Here is a 19,749-nt window from a genome sequence, read left to right on the forward strand (position 1 = left end):
TAATCTGATATACCTGTATCAAAAACCGTGCAAAAAAGCACCCTATAGGGCTATTAAGCACTTTTTTTTATAAATAACCTCTCTTTAAACCGATTAATATTGGGATACAAACCACTTTAACACCCTACCATTTACAAATTTGCTTATGGCATGGTTTTTGACGAACGAGGTTATTTCAATTTTTCTTCTCTTTACAGATAATTTCAATAATTACTGCTTTAGACGTAGGTGTCATACTTCGGTCAGCATAACTATTGATTGGAACGAGCGTATTTGCCTCGGGAAAGTACGTCGCTACGCAACGCTCAGGCAATGAGTACGGTACAACGACAAAGTTAGGAGCTGTTCTGGTTACGCCACCGTGATAATTGCATAAATCGACCCTTTCGCCAGCCACCAACCCTGCTTTTTGGATATCGTTTTGGTTCATTAAGATAACGCGCCGTTCGTTGAAAATTCCACGGTAACGGTCATCTAACCCATAGACTGTCGTGTTAAATTGATCATGGCTTCTTATGGTCATCATCAAATATTCGGTATCACTTAACATAATTGGGCTATACCTGTTTATTGAAAAAATGGCTTTCTGGCTCACGGTTTTAAACTCTCCTTGGCGAGGGCCATTCGGCAAGTAAAATCCGCCTAATTGCCGCACGCGTTGGTTATAATTTTCAAAACCTGGAATCGTTCGCTCAATCGCTTCCCGTGTATGGTCATAGTGTTGTACCAAAAAATCCCAATTTACCTTTGATGTATTGCCCAAGGTAGCCTTTGCCAACCGTCGAACAATGTCGGGTTCGCTCAACAAATGTGCCGAGACGGGCGTTAGTTTACCCATGGATTTGTGCACGACGCCCATCGAATTTTCGACACTTACAAACTGAGGCTCATCTCCTTGAACGTCGCTGTCTGTACGTCCCAAACAGGGCAGAATAAACGCTTCCTCCCCCGTCACCAAATGGCTTCGATTGAGTTTTGTCGATACGTGCGCTGTTAGCTGACACTTTCGGAGGGCTTGAGCGGTAAAAGACGTATCGGGGGTTGCCGAAAGGAAATTTCCTCCCATGGCAAAAAACAGCCCAACTTTACCTTCGTGCATTGCCTTAATAGCCTCCACGGTATTATAGCCGTGTTTGCGAGGAGGATCAAACCCAAATTGCGCTTGTATTTTATCTAAAAATGCTTGCGGAGGAGCTTCCCAAATCCCCATCGTTCGGTCGCCCTGCACATTGCTATGGCCCCGAACAGGGCAAGTTCCTGCGCCAGGCTTTCCAATCGACCCTTTTACTAAAAGTATATTTACTAGTTCGCGAATGGTATCTACGGCGTTTTTATGCTGCGTCAGCCCCATTGCCCAGCAGCCAATGATGTTTTGAGACGATTTTATCAATTCCGCCGCCTCTTCCACCTCCTTTAGCTGTAAGCCACTATCACGTATCAGTTGCTCAAAATCATGTTGTTCAAGGTCTTCCAGCAGTGCTTCAATGCCCTGCGTTTTTTCCTTAATAAATGACCAATCAAACACCCCTCCCGTCGTTTTTTCGGCTTTGTACAAGTACTTTAAAAGCGCCTTAAACAACGGTACATCGCCGTTGATGCGTACTTGTAGGTACTGGTCGGCCAAGGCCGTTTTTGCACCCAATAAGCCTCCTACCGTTTGCGGATTACTAAACGCCACCAACCCCGTTTCTTTCAATGGATTAATCGCCAAAATTTTTGCCCCATTTTTCTTCGCTTTTTCCAGCGCCGACAGCATCCGTGGGTGATTTGTGCCTGGGTTTTGACCCGCAATGATTATTAAATCTGCTTTGTAAAAATCATCTAATTTGACCGACCCTTTTCCTATCCCTAAAGTTTCGTTGAGAGCTACCCCACTCGACTCGTGGCACATGTTGGAGCAATCTGGAAAGTTGTTGGTTCCAAATTCCCTTACAAAAAGTTGGTACAAAAACGCTGCTTCATTGCTCGTTCGCCCTGACGTATAAAAAACAGCATCATCGGGAGAAGCAAGGCTTTTTAGGTGCGTGCCAATTTTCAAAAAAAGCTCGTCCCACGAAATGGCTTGATAATGGGTTGCTCCTTTGGGCTTAAACAGGGGTTCGGCCAAACGGCCTTGTTGACCTAATTCGTAGTCGGTCCACGTTCCTAGTTCTTCAATCGAATGTTTGGAAAAAAAATCGGCCGTCAACCGTTTGGTTGTTGCTTCGTCCGCAACGGCTTTTGCGCCATTTTCGCAGTACTCCCCTATCCGCGAACGCTCATCGTCGGGGTCGGGCCAAGCGCAACTTGGGCAATCAAATCCGTCTTTTTGATTGAGGTTCAACAAGGCTTTTACGCCCCGCCCCACGTCCATTGCGCCAAACACATGACGCATTGCGCTTGTTACGGCAGGAAGTCCGACGGCCACTTCTTTGGGTGCTTCGAGCGAAAGTCCCGTTAGTTTTTCGGGGGTAAGTTCGGTGGAATGGGGCGTTTTTTTCATCTTTTTGCCAATAAAAAACGGTATGACTTTCCTTAAAAAGCCATACCGTCGTAGTTGGTTACTTTATCTAAAGCGGTAAATTCTGTAGAAAATTATCCTACCGAACCTTCCAAGCTGATTTCTAACAATTTCTGAGCTTCTACCGCAAATTCCATTGGAAGTTGGTTTAAGACCTCTTTCACATAGCCATTGACAATCAACGCCACGGCTTGTTCGGTTGGAATACCGCGTTGGTTGCAATAAAACAACTGGTCTTCGCCAATTTTTGAGGTAGTTGCTTCGTGCTCTACCGTCGCACTTGAGTTTTTCACCTCGATGTACGGGAAGGTATGCGCTCCGCACGTATCACCCAACAACAACGAGTCGCACTGTGAGAAGTTACGCGCGTTTTCGGCACGTTTAAATACCTCTACAAGTCCACGGTAGGAGTTTTGGCTTTTCCCTGCTGATATACCTTTTGATACAATACGGCTTTTGGTATTTTTTCCAATGTGTATCATTTTGGTACCCGTATCAGCTTCTTGCATGTTGTTGGTCACCGCCACCGAGTAAAACTCCCCAATCGAGTTATCCCCTTTTAAGATAACCGAAGGGTATTTCCACGTAATGGCCGAGCCTGTTTCTACCTGCGTCCAAGAGATTTTAGAGTTAGCGCCTTCGCAAAGACCACGCTTTGTTACGAAGTTATAAATCCCTCCTTTGCCGTCTTTATCTCCTGGATACCAGTTCTGAACGGTGCTGTATTTTACTTCGGCTTTTTCGTGTGCAACGATTTCTACCACCGCCGCATGCAACTGATTTTCGTCGCGCATGGGTGCCGTACAGCCTTCCAAATAGCTCACGTACGAACCTTCGTCGGCAATGATAAGCGTACGTTCAAACTGCCCCGTTCCCGCCGCGTTGATACGGAAATAGGTCGAAAGCTCCATCGGACAACGTACGCCTTTGGGGATATAGCAAAACGAGCCATCCGAGAAAACGGCTGAGTTGAGCGCTGAATAAAAGTTATCTTTGGCAGGTACTACCGAGCCTAGGTATTTACGAACCAAGTCAGGGTGCTCTTTGATGGCTTCGCTGATAGAACAGAAAATAATTCCTTGTTTTTTTAGCTCACCTTTAAAAGTTGTAGTGACCGAAATTGAGTCAATAACGGCATCGACAGCCACTCCCGACAGACGTTTTTGCTCGTTGAGCGAGATGCCCAAACGCTCAAAAGTACGACGCAACTCAGGGTCGATTTCGTCGAGCGAATTAACCGTTTTTTTCTGTTTTGGGGCCGAGTAATATTTAATGACTTGGAAGTCGATGGGCGCGTAATGAACGTTTGGCCATGTGGGTTCTACCATGGTTTGCCACGCGCGGAACGCCTTCAAACGCCATTCGGTCATCCATTCGGGTTCTTCTTTTTTTGCTGAAATCCAACGAACTGTGTCTTCGGAAAGTCCTGGTTCCGCTTCTTCGGCTTCAATGTCCGTCACGAAACCATATTTGTATTCCGAATTGGTTATTTCTTCTAACAATTCAACTTCTTTGCTCATCGCGTATAGATATGCGTTTATTCTAAATTTCCAACAAAAAACGGCAGAGTAATGTTCTATTTTGGGCGCAAATATATTTAAAAAAAATCTAAATAAGAACAAATAAGCCGATTCCCAACCCTCAGAGCTACCGCCACTTGCCCTACCCAAGCCGAAAAAACAATGCTTTTTTTTCGCCTCCATTCCAACCTTCCATTCACCATCCACGTCATTTCACTGATTTCCGAGGCCTTGGATTCACCATTATTCATTTAAAAAACGAAAAAAAACAGCAATGAAAGTAGCATCAGTAGCCCCCGTCAAAAACGTTATTTGGGCCTTTGGAACCGTTCTCGCCATGGGATTGAGCAGTTGTAACACCGAAAACGAAACGCCTGACCCGAACCCAACTTTCACCACCGACTTCAACAAAGGAGCGGATAGTTGGACGGCTGGTTTGGTCGATTACAACGAACAGCAAGAGGGAATCATGGAATTTAGTTCTAAGATTGCGGCATTGCCGACGGACACCCTCAAAAAATCAATGATGATTCAGAGTCACAACCGCAGCGACGATGCCTTTATGTATTTGACCCGTAAGTTGACAGGATTGACGCCCAACCAAACCTATAAAATCGGGTTTGAGGTAGAATTGGCCTCCAAATACCCTCAAAACAGCGTTGGCATTGGCGGTTCGCCTGGTGGCTCCGTGTATTTGAAAGCGGGAGCCGCGGGAACTGAGCCTCAACGCGCCAAAGACAACACGGGACAGTGGAAGCTCAACTGGGACAAGGGCGCACAAAGTGAAGGCGGAAAAGATGCCGTGCTCCTTGGCACGATTGGCATTGAAGGTGAGGACGTCAAATACCAACTCATCAAACGTACCAATAGCCAAACGCCTTTCTCGGCCAAGGCCAACGACAAAGGCGAGCTTTGGCTCATCGTAGGCACGGATTCGGGTTTTGAGGGACTAACCACCCTTTATTATACCCAAATCAAGGCGTCATTGACCAAACAGTAGATTATTATAAAGTACCAACCAAGCAGCACGGGCAATAGGCTCGTGCTGTTTTTTTTGTCTCTTCTTTTGCCTAAATGGCGGCTTTTGACTTCACTTAAAAAGAATTCTATACAGATATAATAGAGAATATCTTTATAACTTTGCTTCATGGAAGCCAAAAAGAAAAAACGCCCACCTATTGGGCAGCAATCTTCACAATATGATAAGATTTTTAAAGAGAATCTTGAAGCTGTGATTTCAAGTATCATGCAAAACATCCTTGAAATTACGGCTGTTTCTGTGGAAGAACTGCCCGATGACATTCAACACACTAAAGAACGAAAACCTGATGTACTCAAAAAAGTAACTGACAACCAAGGTGACACATTTGTGCTTCAGATTGAATTTCAAGTAGCAAATGATGATGAAATGGTACATCGTATGCTTGATTACAAGGCCATGCTCATACGAAAGTACCGACTTCCCATTTATCAGTATGTGATTTTCCTGGGTAAAGGACAACCCAAAATGGAGACACATTTGACCGATGTGGGTTTGACTTTCGAGTACAATTTGCTTTCTATCAATTCGGTAGATTACAAAATATTCCTAAAATCAAACCGCCCAGAGGAAATTGTTCTATCTGTTTTAGCTAACTTTGGCCAAGAAACTTCCGAAAATGCCCTGAAAGACATCATTTTACGACTTGAAGAAACTACTAGCGGAGATTTGGCGTTAAAAAGGTATTTCAAACAGTTGCGTATCTTAGCTCAACTGCGTAAATTAGAACAAAAATTAAAGAATATTGTAATGGACAGCATCGCAAAATATATTGACGAAAAAAGAGATGTAGCATTTCTCATTGGACAAGAAAAAACCGAAGAACGAATTGTAAGAAACTTACTTTCTAAAATGTCTTTGACTCTTGAACAAATTGCAGAAATTGCTGGTGTTACTGTGGGCTTTGTTAAATCTGTACAACGCCAACTGACTGAAAAGTAGGCTTTCCACCCTATAAAGCTGTCCTCCTCCCCTAGCTTAGAAGGCTTCCAGCCTTTTCTTCTGTTGACCTTTCCACTTACCTGCACTCAGTGGAATTTCCCAGCTTTTTGCACCATAACCCATCTTCGATTTTCCCAAATAAAATATTCGTTGAACTAGATGAGTAATTAAGCACTTGTTTTTTACTTTTGGGGGTAATTGTATGCAATGTACTTGATAAAGGTGCAAACGGCAGCGCGTAAGTGAAATTAGCCCCAAAAGTTGAATCATTTTGCGTAGCCATACTAACCGACAACAAATACTTATAAGCGTTTGAAAACGATGGAGTGGCGTCTATCCACTCGTTATGCCTCATTCTACAAAGACAACGAATCAACAAACAGACAATCAAATAGGACAGAAATAAAATTTCATTAACCATTAAAAAAAAGAAAAAATGAACATTGATTTAACAAGCACATTTAAAGATGCTAGACAACTAACCAACACTTGGAAGACAAGGTATTCTGCCTCAGAATATCCACAAAAGGTCATAATGAATATTTTCTACAGAAAATATACAATTGAAAAAATGTGGCCTACTATCTTCAATACAAAATATTCAAATTGGGAAACTGCATATGCAAGTTTGAAAAATAAATATGGAGAAGTGGCACTTACAATTAATCCTGTTTTAGAATCTAAACTTAAGGCAAACGACAAGGTGACTTCTATTAGGTTTTCAGACTTTACTTCATACATTCAAGCAGCTGCATCGGGTAACAAAGACGCATTAAAAGGAATTGAATACACATATTTCCTTCATAGGATTTTTGACGAATTAATTTTAGTATGGGTTGCAATGGTAGTTTCAGGGGACACCAAAATTAATGCAATTGCAAAAATCACTAGGGCAGTTATTGCTGAAATGCCAATCAATGAGTATGCGGTCATTGAACAAATATTTGACCAATTGGGAGCAGAGAAATATTTGCAATCATTGTTCATAAAAGAAATGCAAAACAATTTATAAAAGACAATTATGACAACAGACGACAAAATAAAACGACTGAAAGAACTTAATCAACTTGAAGAAGAGTTGAAAGCTAAACGAGATTTTAAAGGTTTAATTGACATATATGATGAATCAATGAAACTTTTTGACTCAATAGGCAATCATACTGAAAGAATTCCGCAAAAAGCTTATTGCCTCGCAAGATTGGGCCGTAAAGCAGAAGCGGAAAAAACGCTTGAAGGGTTAAGGAACGTTTCATTTTTTGCTGACCAAGACGAATTATTCAGAGCAATTACTTTGGTTTCATTTTTTCTTACTACTCCTGCATCTGAACTAAATTTAATGCAACTTAATACAATTAAGAATTGGTTAAAAGACCCGCAAGCTTCCAAGCAAGTTCTTCAAGTTGTTTTTGATTATTCAGACTTTGTAGGAAATATAAAACCATTTGACAATTCTCGATTACAAACAAGACAAACATATTTTTCAGACGAACTATTAGAATGTGTTTTTGCTGCAATGGGAAGAAATGACGATACGAAAATTTATTACAATAGAGAAACAAATGACGTACAACAGGAAGTAGAAGGATACTTAACTAGCCATATGACTGCTGACCAATCGGCTGAAAACAGAAGATTAGCAAATAGAATAATGAACTCTGATAGTACAGACCCAATAATTGACGGATTACACTTTTTAATTCCAAGACTTCCACTATCCACCTTTTTAGAAAAGTTTAAAGAATACGCTGATGACAATGAAGACCTGATTGACTTCATTGACGAATTTGAATCTACAATAATGGAAGAATATGGAGATTATGTTGATTCTATAGATGACTTAGTTTTTAGTGAAAGTGTGTCAAACAGTTTTTTTACCGAACTTGATAAATGGTACAGAAACAATGACTTTGACATAGATGAGCTTAAAGAAATAATCAACAAAACAAGAAACTCTATATCGTCAGATTTTTTAATTGAAGTGAATGAAGAATAACAAGACTGAAAAAGAAGAACGAAGGCATAACAGGCGTTTGGCTCAATGGCGGGTGACGTGGTTAATTGAACATTCTACCTCGCATCAACTTTTGTGGTGTATTGACAGTTTTGTGCTCCGAAATCCTCCACTGCGCCAAGCGCCAAAACGTTAGGTGTAAGCTTAAAAGTAACAACGAACAAAATAATGAATTGGCAAGAATATCAGGAAGCAGTTGGAATACTTTATGAACAAATGGCAGAATTTGGTGTTGTAAGCAAGAACATTACAATTCCAGATAAAGTTACTGGACAGCCGAGGCAAATTGATGTTTGGTGGGAAATGCGACTTGAAAATCACACATTCAAAATATTGATAGACGCTAAAAAAAGAAAAGATAAAATCGATGTGAAGGATGTTGAAGAAATAATAATGTTAGCTCAAGCTGTTAAAGCTGACAAAGCAATAATTGTGACAAATAACGAGTGGACAAAACCTGCAGAATTGAGTGCTAAATTTAATGGGCTTGATTTAAGAATATTCACAATTGACGAAGCTACTGACCTAATAGTAGATGACAAATGGGTTATGTGTCAGGTTTGTAATGATGATTGTGTAATTCTTGATAGTAATGGTTTTTTTGAGGTTAATGGATTGATAAATTGGTGGCTTGGCGGAAAATGCCGTAGTTGTAAATCCATTTATATTCATTGTCAAGATTGTGGAGATAGAGGAATTATTAATAGCGAAATAGATTGGAAATGCAATTGTCCTTACTTATGGAAGTCTGAGAACGAAAATATTTGTGTATATCAATATAATGAAGACGACACTGGAGAAATCAATTTTGACAATCCAATGCAATTAAAAATTGACTTTAATGAATGAGAAAGCCAGCACCTAATAACTAAGCTTTCGTGGCAGCCGAAGGCCTAGCCATGAAGACGATGGGAAACGCCCAGTCTTGAACGAAACTCGGGCGGGCGGCCAGCCTGGCGGTGAGAGCTCACCAAACCCTTTTCTTTTGTTATGGAGTTGCGGAGTGCCGCCCCAGTCGTCGGGTGGACAACTACGCTGAGAGCAGGTTTTGGCCTGCTTTTTTGTTTTTATGGGTATTTCAAGTCCCCGCTTGTGACAACGATTACAAGGCTTCCAGCCTTTTTCTGCAACTTAGGCTAGAAGCCTGAAAATAATCAGCACGAGGCAGAACCTCGCGCTATCACGCAAAATGTTAGCTGTTGGCTTTAGAATAAAAATTCCGTTCAACTACTTGTATATTTGTACTTAGGTCTTTTTATTTGAGAACGCTTGTAGGCAATGTAGCCCGCAAAGACTAAACGGGCGCTTGTATGTGTTGAACTTCTGATGGCGCGAGCGTCCCCGCTTGTGACAACGATTACAAGGCTTCCAGCCTTTTTCTGCAACTTAGGCTAGAAGTCTGAAAATAGTCAGCACGAGGCAGAACCTCGCGCTATCACGAAAAATGGTTAGTGGCAATAATATACATCAAATAAATAATGCTACCTATTTCAAAAAATTGGGAAAAGTTCAGTCATTTATTCGCAAGGGAAGAAATATCTGCTAAAACCCTGCTTTTACAAGAAGGGCAAATTGCTAACACTATCTTTTTGATAGAAAAAGGTAGTTTGCGCTCTTGGTTTAATAATGATGGTAAAGAAGTTACTTTTCAATTTTTCTTTGAGGGGCAGGGAGTTTCTTCTATTGAAAGTTTTATAACCAACGAACCCAGCCTGTTTAATATCGAAAGTTTAGAGCCTTGCGTTATTTATACGCTTTCAAAAAAAGATTTTCAAACGCTGACAGCGCAAGAACCTGCGATTAAGGAAGAAATCAATGCACATATCTTGCAACGCTTGTTTTTGTATCAAAAACTTTTTCTCTCTCGCATTAAAGATAATCCTGAAAAACGCTATAAGGAGATGCTCAAAGAATACCCCGAAATTTTTCAGCGTGTACCGCAGCATTATATTGCCTCTTATTTGGGCATTACTTCGGTTTCGTTGAGTAGAATTAGAAACAGGCGATAGCGTTTTTAACAATTGTTATCGTTCTACCTCATTTTTCTCCCGACCTTTGCAGCATAAATTTTAATGTGCTGATATGAAAGTAGTTATCGTTTTCAATCATCCCTACGACGGGAGTTTTTGCAATGCCATTTTACAGGCTGCGCTCAAAGGGCTTCAAAGAGCCTCTCATGAAATTGACCTTATTCATTTAGATAAGGACAATTTTAATCCTATCATGACTTCCGCAGACTTAAAAGCGTTCCGCGATAAAAAGCCTGTTGACCCCAAAGTTATAGAATACAAAGAACGTTTAGAAAAAGCCGACCATCTGGTTTTTATCTTCCCTATTTGGTGGGAATTGATGCCTGCATTGATGAAGGGTTTTGTGGATAAAGTCATATTCCCTGGTGTCATGTATGATTATACCAATGCAGGTAACACCTTAATGCAGCCCTTGATGCCAAACATCAAAAGTGTAACAATGATTACCACCATGAATACGCCCAAATGGTTGTATTGGTCGTTATTTGGAAATGCCATTAAAAAAGCCATGATGTTGGGTACTTTTTGGAAAATGGGGTATAAAAACCGCAAATGGATTAGTTTTAATCAAGTCAAAATGGTGACACAAGAAAAGCGTCAGCAATGGCTATCTCAAATAGAACATAAATTTTCATCATTAAATTAGAATCAATCATTATGAATACATCATTAGTTTTAGCAGGTATCAGCGGCATTTGTTGGACAATCGTTTATATCGAATGTATCCGCTTGGGTTTCAAACAAAAAACCTACTCCATGCCTTTTTGGGCATTGGCTTTAAATATTGCTTGGGAGACATTGCACACGATTATAGGGTACAGAGAAGAAGGGCTGACCCTGCAAGTGGGATTTAATGCCGTTTGGTGTTTTTTTGATATTGGAATTTTATATACTTATTTCAAGTATGGACAAAAATACTTTCCTGACTTTCTTTCCAAAAATGTATTCATCGCTTGGAGTGTTTTAGGACTTATCGTATCTTATTTCATTCAATACTACTTTGTAGAAGAATTTGGGCTTGTAAAAGGCGGTTCGTATTCTGCTTTTCTGCAAAATTTAGCCATGTCTATTTTATTTATTGCGATGTTTGTGCAAAGACGTGGCAACGAAGGGCAAAGCCTAACCCTTGCTATCAATAAATTTATTGGAACCCTTACCCCTACGATTTTAGTGGGCATAGTTGGATTGCCCGCTTTTGGGAAGCCGAATCTATTCATATTGGTTTTAGGTATTTGTATTGCTGTTTTTGATATTATTTATATTGGGTTATTGCTTGGTAAGCAGAAAGAATCATAAAAAACCACTAACAAAGCATGGTCGCACATGGCGGCGAAAGCCCAAGCCACAAAGCCAATGCTCGCCGCCACATCGCCCATGCTGCCGTTAGCGGGTATTTTAAAGCGACGCATCAAGAAAGACAACAATGCTATTAAATTTTAGAAATGGCCCCCCCGACGGCGCGAGCGTCCCCGCTTGTGACAACGATTACAAGGCTTCCAGCCTTTTTTCGCAACTTGGGCTAAAAGCCTAAAAATAATCAGCACAAGGCAGAACCTCGCGCTATCACGCAAAATGGTAACTGTTGGCTTTATCGAATAAAAATTTCGTTCAACTACTTGTATATTTGTACTTAGGTCTTTTTATTTGAGAACGCTTATAGGCAATGTAGCCCGCAAAGACTAAACGGGCGCTTGTATGTGTTGACTGTCTTGAGGACTCAACTCATTGCGCAAAAATGAAAAATGGACGCCATTCTAACCGATAACAATTATACGCGTTTGAAAACGATGGAGTGGCGTCTATCCAATCGATTGGCAATTTTTGACAGACCATGCAGATAGCACCGACAAAAGAATTATCGCCATATATTAAACACTATCTTTTTTTAGAGGGTGCGGGGGACGGTATCAAAAAACTTCGTTTATTTTCTGATGGTAATACTGGTATGGTTTTGCTTTTTAAGGGCAATCTTATCTCAAATTATCATGACCACAAAGTTTTAAACTACCCAAATTCGTTTTTGTATGGGCAGATAAGCGAGTTTAAAGACTTGTATTTGGAGGGAAAAGCATCAATCATAATTGTAGTTTTTCAACCTTTTGGGATAAATCACCTGTTGGGAATACCTGCAAATGAATTAAGAGACAGCATCATTGATACAGAGGTATTTTTTGGTAATCAGAGCGCTTTATTTTATGAAAAATTATCTAAACAATCGTTGATAGAAACGAAATTACAAATTTTGAACTCTTTCTTCATTGAACTCATAACCAAAATATCAGTTTCAAATCAAACCATTATTCATTCCACTTTAAATTTTATTTTGAAAAATAAAGGGTCTGTTACTGTAAATCATTTAGTAAAATATACAGGCTATACGGAACGGCACATCGAACGAATTTTTAACGAGAGCATCGGATTAAGTCCAAAAAAGTTTGGAAACATTGTGAAGTTGCATTTCTTTTTGCACCTACTCAAATACAAATCCGACCAAAGTAATATTACCGATTTATGTTACGAAGCTGGCTATGCTGACCAATCGCATTTAATCAAAGAATTCAAAAAATATACAGGAATAACACCAAGCCAGTATCTGAACCATACAAGTAGGTTGGCAATCAATTTCATGGAAATTAAAGCAGATACAATACGAATGTCGGGTTTGTACAATTTATAGGAAAACTCATAATTTATTTTTGTCCCAAATTTGTAAACTATCAAAAAATGGACAAAATAAAAATTTCAACAGCCCAATTCGAGGCTAAAAATGCCGACAAAGCCTACAATTTATCAGTCATTGAAAAATTGACAAAAAAAGCAGCCGAAGAAGGTTCTGACGTAATAGCATTTCATGAATGCTCTATTACAGGGTACACATTTGCAAGACATCTAAGCAAAGATCAAATGCTTGATTTGGCAGAATTTGTACCAGATGGCGAAAGCACAAAGAAATTAATAGAAATAGCTACTAAATATAACATGGTAGTTTTAGCAGGATTGTTTGAAAAAGATGAATATGATAATTTATACAAGCCTTACATCTGTGTAGATAAAAATGGTTTGATTGCAAAACATCATAAAATACATCCTTTCATAAATCCACATTTAACTGCTGGACAAGACTATACCATTTTTGAAATTCATGGCTGGAAATGTGGTATTTTAATTTGTTACGACAACAACATCATTGAAAACGTTAGGGCTACAAGACTTTTGGGAGCAGACATCATTTTTATGCCCCACGTAACCATGTGTACGCCATCAACCAGACCAGGTGCGGGTTTTGTTGACCCAAAACTTTGGAAAAACCGTGAAACTGACCCAACGTCTTTGCGTTTGGAGTTTGATGGAATGAAAGGCAGGGCTTGGTTAATGAAGTGGCTACCAGCAAGAGCGTATGACAACGGCATATATGTGGTATTTTCAAACCCAATTGGCATGGACGACGACCAGCTAAAAAATGGTTGTTCAATGATTCTTGACCCATTTGGAGATATTATTGCCGAGTGTCGCAGTTTTGATGATAGTTTTGTAACAGCCACGATTACACCTGAAAAACTTGAGAATGCAGGTGGAAATCGTTATATCCAAGCAAGAAGACCAAACTTGTACCGTGACATAATTGGGCACAATCATGTCCCAGAGCAAAAAATTATTTGGCTGAACACAGACGAAAGCGATTAAAAACTGGCTATAATAACCAAGCTCTCGTGGTGGCCGAAGGCCAAGCCATAAAGCTCCCGAAAGCGTTCGGGATTGAACGAAACTCGGGCGGGCTGCCAGCCTGGTGGCGAGTGCTCACCAAACCCTTTTCTTTTGTTATAGAGTTATTGTTGATCTAGCAACTACCCGCGTTGTTCGTTGTCTTCCGTAGAGAGACTGGGAACACAAAATAAATAGAGTATTTGTAACACATTGATTGTCAAAGTAGTTACTCATTTATACTTTTAAATTGCTGCTTTTATATAACTTTGCTTCATGGAGGCAAAAAAGAAAAAACGCCAATCAAGTGGGCGGCAACCCGCACAATACGACAAGATTTTCAAAGAGAATCTTGAAGCTGTGATTTCGAGTATCATGCAAAATGTACTTGAAATTACGGCTGTTTCTGTGGAAGAACTGCCCGATGACATTCAACACACCAAAGAACGTAAACCTGATGTACTCAAAAAAGTAACCGATACAAAAGGAGACACTTTTGTGCTTCAAATTGAGTTCCAAGTGAGAGACGAACCTGAAATGGTGTATCGGATGCTTGAATATTACGGAATGCTTGAACGAAAGTATAGAACCCCCATAAGGCAATTCGTCATTTTTCTTGGGTCAGGCAATCCTAAAATGCCAACCGAACTTGATAGAGAACGGTTAAAATTCAGTTATCCACTTGTTTCTCTTTCGACCCTTGACTATCATATTTTCTTGAACTCGGACAAACCCGAAGAAATTATCTTGGGTATTTTGGCAAACTTCAAAGGCGAAAACCCCGAAAATGCTCTAAAACAGATACTTGTGCGTATCAAAGAAACTACCAAAGGAGATTTTTCGTTAAATAGATACTTTAATCAGTTGCGAGTTTTAGCGCAACTCCGTAACTTAGAGTTAAATTTAAAAAACGCTATGGATAGCATCGCAGAATACATCAAAGAAGAAAGAGATGTACTTTATCTTCGTGGACAAGAGAAGGAAAAAGCAAAGTTTGTTACATACCTCATTAGAGAAGGCAACAAAACTTTTGAGCAAATCGCAGATATTGCCGATACTACGGTGGACTTTGTTAAAGCCGTTTATCAGAAGCTCACTAGCAAATAGACATTCGGAGGGCTTTTGCGTCCCCGCTTGTGACAACGATTACAAGGCTTCCAGCCTTTTTCCGCAACTTAGGCTAGAAGCCTGAAAATAATCAGCACGGGGCAGAACCTCGCGTTATCACGCGCTATCGTCCCCAACCCCAAAATCCCCATCGTAAACACCTTCGATTTGGCAAATGCCCGTAGCTGCGTGGGCTTTAGGTGCGTTTGTGGAGTACACTCAAGCTTAGATTGGCGTTAGAATTTGGCGCTTCTGAGGCAAATCAACTTCCTAATACATTATCTAACAGCAACTTGCCTCGATGAGGTGGAAAGTTGCAGATTGAACGTCCGTGCATCTGTTAAACTTTTGTGCTAAATTTACCACTACAACACCAAGTGGCAAACCGCTACCTGCCACCCTACCCACCACAAACTGATAGACCTAATCGATGATAGCAACTAAATTGTTTAAAGAGTTTTTTGAGAGCGAAAAAGCAGGGGGACTTGTTTTAATTGCTTGCACCATTGTGTCGTTGGTACTTACCAATTCACCCTTTGGCACAGATTATCAGCTTTTTTTCCATAGCAAATTTGCAGGATTATCCGTTGAACATTGGATAAATGACGGCCTTATGGCTATTTTCTTTTTACTCATCGGCTTGGAGTTAGAAAGGGAAATTTACATTGGCGAACTTTCAAAAATAAAAGACGCGCTGTTGCCATTATTAGGAGCAATTGGCGGGATAGTATTACCCGCAGGAATATTTTTAATGTTTAATTATGGCACTGAAACACAGTCGGGTGCAGGCATTCCAATGGCAACAGACATTGCTTTTGCACTAGGGATTCTATCATTATTAGGCAATAAAGTGCCAACTTCTTTAAAAGTATTTTTAACAGCATTAGCAGTTATTGACGACTTATGTGCTATTATCATAATCGCAATCTTTTACACTAAAACGCTACTTTGGATTAACTTATTTATTGCGTTATTTATTTTTGGTTTACTTTTGGTGCTCAACAGGCTAAAAGTGAGAAACCTAATTCCTTACCTCCTTGGCGGGATTGCAATGTGGTATTTTATGCTTCATTCAGGCGTTCATGCCACTATAACGGGGGTTTTATTGGCCTTTGCCATTCCCTTTGGCAACGGAGACGAAAAATCAACTTCATACATTTTACAACACTTTTTACACAAGCCCGTTGCATTTATTATTTTACCCATTTTTGCGTTAGCCAACACCGCCATCGTTGTTAGTGGTGACATAACTCACACTCTAGCCGAAAACAACAGTTTAGGCATCGCGCTTGGACTAATCGTAGGTAAGCCGCTGGGTATTTTTGTAGTAACATTTTTAGCCGTGACTTTGGGACTTTGCAAACTACCAACCGACCTCCATTGGAAATCAATTTTTGGCGTTGGTCTTTTGGCTGGAATTGGTTTTACGATGTCCATTTTCATTACGCTACTCGCTTTTGACGATGAAACAATCATAAACAACTCAAAATTAGTAATCTTGCTTTCCTCTTTGGCAGCAGGGCTTTTAGGCTTTATCAGTTTGCGACAAACACTAAAACAAACGGCAGACTAAATAATGAAATTGTCCGAATACGTAAAAAAGAGAAATGGAGTTCCAATTGGGAATTCAAGCTCACTTCAAAATAATTTACAAAGGTCGCTTGGAGCCAAAAATTTTTCTACCTTTTGGAATTTTTGGAACCCTATTTTTGGCTATTATTTAGGTTTAAAAATTTTCAAACCACTCAAAAAAGTACTTCCAGCTGGGTTGTCATTAGTTTTAACATTTGCCTTCTGCGGTTTTATTCACGATTTAGTCACGACTTTGGTACGAGGAAGACTTTCATTATTTTTTTCTGTTTGGTTTCTTTTAATGGGAACAGCCGTCACGATTTCAAAACTGATAGATTACGATTTTTCAAATAAAAAATGGACTTTTAGAGCGTTTATAAACCTATCAATAATTGGCTTATGTTTGTACTTAACAAACTATCTAAACCAATTATTTAAGTATTATTAGTCTAGTTGGCGCGAGCGTCCCCGCTCGTGCCAACTATTACAAGGCTTCCAGCCTGATTACTTTTGAGATGAAGCGGGCAGAGGGGGTGCTTCAAAAGTGATACAACCCTGCAAGTTTGTTCGGAAAACAGCGCCCGATTGCGTCTCAAAACCTGGCAATAACGTCACACTCTTGCTGGCATCAAAAACCACATTCGTCCCCGTAGCGACCGTTCCTAATGCTGTAATGTTCCCATCTCCAATCAAAAACCCAAACCTATCCTTCCTGCCTGCGTAGTGAGTTCCAGCCTCAATCGGCGCATCTGTAATGTAACGGTTGTCGGGACAGGCTTCTTTGGGCTGAAATTCATACGCACCAATGTCAAAAACCAAGTAACGGAGATTATTCAGGATGTCAAAAGAGGGAGCCAAAGCATACGTTCCCGCATCGACGGCAGGGCTGGCTCGTTGCAGTCGCAGGCCGTCGTCGGTAGTACCGCCAATCAAATCGGGACCGAGCAAATTAGCTTCATTCACAAAAAGTGGATTGACCGCAAAAAGATTGTTGGAAGCCGTAGCCCCAATGCCATTGGGCGTTTTGTCTAAGGGGTATTGTGACGCGGCAAACTGCAAAATATTGTTTTTAAAATCTCGGCCATTTCGTTCAATAAAGAAATCGGCATAGATGGTCGTCGTGTTTGTTCCAATCGCGTTTTTGTAAAAAATATTGTTGTACGTTTTATTGATGTCGATAGGAGCACCAGCAATGCCCGGGTCGTAGGTGTAAAACGCCCCTCCCGCAGTTTGTGCCGAATTATTATAAAAAGTATTGTTAAAAAACTCTCCAGTATAAAGGTCATTGCGCACCGCACCACCTACCCCCGCAGCCGCCCTATTCCCTGCAAAAACGTTGTTATTGGCTTTCAACGTAGTTTCCGAAATGTAAAAGCCACCTCCATCAGTTGACGCTAAATTTTTATCAAAATAATTGTTGTTCAACACCAAAGGAGAACTCAAACGAAAATAAAAACCCGCGCCAGTAGCGGCACTGTTGTGCTTTATGATACAATCGGTTATTTCAAAAGAAAAACTGCTGTAGGCATAAATCCCCCCGCCATATTGGTTGGAAGACCCTAACGCATTGCCTCCTTTGATGGTAAAACCTTTGAGTAGCACCTGTCTTGCCCCATCATAGGTTGTCAACACATGGTGGGCATTTTCGGCGTTGTTTGAAATCGCCAATGTACCACCCTCCCCCGTCACGATGTCATTGTCAGAAAAGTCACCCGAAAGAATGGTTTCATTTTGACGGGCTTTTTGAGTCGAATAGTCCGCAACTAATTCCGTACCCATAAATCCGCCATAAATTTTTAACCCGCCTTTGAGAGCAAACGTATAGGTACGATTTGATCCGCTCGTGACCCCAAACGCCCGTCGATGCGGTTTGTAAGTGCCTTTGGCTACTAAAATGGTGTTGTTATCGCAGTTGTTGGCATACAGCAGTGCCGTTCCAAAAGCAGTAGCTCCTCTGAACGCATTGGCCCAACTGCTCCCATCGTTTAGCCCCGTTGAAAGGTTGACATTGACGTATAATGTTTGATTGGATGGCGCGGTATTTTGATATTCATACGCCCCCATGTCCAATGAGATACTTGCAATGTTATTGGGAATAGAAGGGACATCAACCTCTCTGGTCTGATTGGCCATGTCCACCCCTTCGGTAGAACCATTCGTGCCTTGGTCTTTGCCAGGTGTGCATGACGTAATCCGCAAACCGTCATCGCGGCTGCCCCATTTTCCATCAATACCTGCGGGAAAATCTGGATTCATAAATTGAGGCTCGGAGCTCGTACAATCGCTACACCAAGTAGAATACCCACCTTGAACATTGGAAGAATAGCCAGTAACTATACTACCATTGTTGGCAATACCTGGCAAGCTCGGGCTATTATTGTCCCAAATGATGTTATTGATAATGAACGGTCCTGAGTTATAGTTGTACATCGCCCCTCCCGCTACATTGGCGGTATTTTGGACAATGGTACAATTTCTCATATCGGCTGCCGAGCCTTCGTGGTTATAGACGCCACCACCACCTGCTGTTGCTGTATTTTCGGCAATGACCGAGTTGGTGATGTACGTATTAGAACTGTTGTTGAGTACACCCCCGCCATCAGTAGCTTGGTTTTCGACGATTGCACACAGCGCTATTCTCATTTGCGAAAATACACAAAGCACCCCTCCCCCCCAGCTTCGATAGTAAGTGCGTCCTGCGACTGTCACACTCGTTGTGCCATTGGCGTTTCCGTTTTTGATGGTAAAACGCTCTAAAATGGTATTATTTGCACAGTCGATGGCCGTTATTACATGGTAGGCATTGTCGTTGGTTTCGTATTTGGTACCAAGGTCGCCGCTCAAGATTGTCTCGTTGAGGTGGGAATTTCGGGTGGCGCGATTGGTTTCATTTCCTGCAAAGCCGCCATAAATTCTAAGCCCCGATTTCAACAGAAATGTATTGTTGCGGTTGGTTATGCTGGCCGTACCGCACGTAGCGCAGCCACTCGGATAAGCTGTGGGGAAATACGTACCTGCCGCTACCCAAAGTTCATCCATGATGGGAGAAGCAATGTTAATCATAGCCTGCAAGTTGCCCGAAGCATTGACCCATGAGCTACCATCTCCCGTACCAGAGGCAATAGGTTTTACGTAGCGAATCACCGCCAACGCCTGACTAGATACAAACAAGATAAAGACGATGAAGGAATATAGTTTTGGCATGGTTTAGCTAAAGTAAGAAGGTTATCTCACAAATGACGAAATAAACAACTACCTAACCAATAACCACTTAGGTTATTTCAGCAAGATTTTATTAAACGGTAATTGGTAAACTAAATGAGTGA

General features: G+C 40.8%; 16 protein-coding genes. 13 read left to right on the top strand and 3 right to left on the bottom strand.

The features are described from left to right. Positions 1–175 precede the first annotated feature (175 nt). Together FHS57_RS19860 and sufB are read right to left on the bottom strand one after the other, a co-directional pair. Positions 176–2,482: an FdhF/YdeP family oxidoreductase gene (locus tag FHS57_RS19860; RefSeq protein WP_183976758.1), complete on the bottom strand. Its 2,307-nt coding sequence runs from the start codon at positions 2,480–2,482 to the stop codon at positions 176–178. A 92-nt stretch (positions 2,483–2,574) separates the two neighbouring features. After that, positions 2,575–4,020: a Fe-S cluster assembly protein SufB gene (gene sufB, locus FHS57_RS19865; RefSeq protein ID WP_183976760.1), complete on the bottom strand. Its 1,446-nt coding sequence runs from the start codon at positions 4,018–4,020 to the stop codon at positions 2,575–2,577. 274 nt (positions 4,021–4,294) lie between these two features. On the opposite strand from sufB, the gene FHS57_RS19870 reads away from it, so the two are divergent. The 13 genes from FHS57_RS19870 (at position 4,295) to FHS57_RS19930 (ending at position 16,871) form a co-directional block, all read left to right on the top strand. Continuing rightward, a complete protein-coding gene (locus FHS57_RS19870; RefSeq protein WP_183976762.1) occupies positions 4,295–5,020 on the top strand; it encodes a hypothetical protein in 726 nt (241 codons plus the stop codon). A 147-nt stretch (positions 5,021–5,167) separates the two neighbouring features. Next, complete coding sequence (locus FHS57_RS19875; RefSeq protein WP_183976764.1) at positions 5,168–6,001, top strand: RpnC/YadD family protein; 834 nt, start codon at positions 5,168–5,170, stop codon at positions 5,999–6,001. A 436-nt stretch (positions 6,002–6,437) separates the two neighbouring features. Continuing rightward, positions 6,438–7,013: a hypothetical protein gene (locus FHS57_RS19880; RefSeq protein WP_183976766.1), complete on the top strand. Its 576-nt coding sequence runs from the start codon at positions 6,438–6,440 to the stop codon at positions 7,011–7,013. Positions 7,014–7,022: 9 nt separating this feature from the next. Next, entirely contained in the window at positions 7,023–7,994 is a 972-nt protein-coding gene (locus FHS57_RS19885) for a hypothetical protein (protein ID WP_183976768.1), read from the top strand. A 186-nt stretch (positions 7,995–8,180) separates the two neighbouring features. After that, the gene (locus tag FHS57_RS19890; RefSeq protein WP_183976770.1) at positions 8,181–8,861 is read left to right on the top strand and encodes a restriction endonuclease; all 681 of its coding nucleotides are present in this window, start codon (positions 8,181–8,183) and stop codon (positions 8,859–8,861) included. A 629-nt stretch (positions 8,862–9,490) separates the two neighbouring features. Next, a complete protein-coding gene (locus tag FHS57_RS19895; RefSeq protein WP_183976772.1) occupies positions 9,491–10,021 on the top strand; it encodes a Crp/Fnr family transcriptional regulator in 531 nt (176 codons plus the stop codon). A gap of 73 nt (positions 10,022–10,094) precedes the next feature. Then, positions 10,095–10,688 carry an NAD(P)H-dependent oxidoreductase gene (locus FHS57_RS19900; RefSeq protein ID WP_183976773.1) on the top strand — a complete coding sequence of 198 codons (594 nt, stop codon included), beginning with the start codon at positions 10,095–10,097 and terminating at the stop codon, positions 10,686–10,688. Positions 10,689–10,699: 11 nt separating this feature from the next. Further along, positions 10,700–11,338, top strand: coding sequence for a transmembrane-type terpene cyclase (locus tag FHS57_RS19905; RefSeq protein WP_183976775.1), 639 nt, complete (start codon positions 10,700–10,702; stop codon positions 11,336–11,338). 535 nt (positions 11,339–11,873) lie between these two features. After that, complete coding sequence (locus FHS57_RS19910) at positions 11,874–12,719, top strand: AraC family transcriptional regulator (RefSeq protein ID WP_183976777.1); 846 nt, start codon at positions 11,874–11,876, stop codon at positions 12,717–12,719. Between the two features lie 47 nt (positions 12,720–12,766). After that, the gene (locus FHS57_RS19915; protein ID WP_183976779.1) at positions 12,767–13,726 is read left to right on the top strand and encodes a nitrilase family protein; all 960 of its coding nucleotides are present in this window, start codon (positions 12,767–12,769) and stop codon (positions 13,724–13,726) included. A 294-nt stretch (positions 13,727–14,020) separates the two neighbouring features. Continuing rightward, positions 14,021–14,851, top strand: coding sequence for an RpnC/YadD family protein (locus FHS57_RS19920; protein ID WP_183976781.1), 831 nt, complete (start codon positions 14,021–14,023; stop codon positions 14,849–14,851). 430 nt (positions 14,852–15,281) lie between these two features. Further along, positions 15,282–16,424 (top strand): Na+/H+ antiporter NhaA, encoded by a 1,143-nt coding sequence (gene nhaA / locus FHS57_RS19925; protein WP_183976782.1) that lies wholly within the window; start codon positions 15,282–15,284, stop codon positions 16,422–16,424. A gap of 3 nt (positions 16,425–16,427) precedes the next feature. Further along, positions 16,428–16,871: an acyltransferase gene (locus FHS57_RS19930; protein ID WP_183976784.1), complete on the top strand. Its 444-nt coding sequence runs from the start codon at positions 16,428–16,430 to the stop codon at positions 16,869–16,871. 56 nt (positions 16,872–16,927) lie between these two features. Here FHS57_RS19930 and FHS57_RS19935 read toward each other — a convergent pair whose 3' ends face one another. Then, a complete protein-coding gene (locus tag FHS57_RS19935; RefSeq protein WP_183976786.1) occupies positions 16,928–19,627 on the bottom strand; it encodes a 3-coathanger stack domain-containing protein in 2,700 nt (899 codons plus the stop codon). Between the last annotated feature and the right edge of the window lie 122 nt (positions 19,628–19,749).

The organism is Runella defluvii (assembly GCF_014195535.1).
In the GTDB taxonomy this organism is placed as follows: Bacteria; Bacteroidota; Bacteroidia; order Cytophagales; family Spirosomataceae; genus Runella; species Runella defluvii.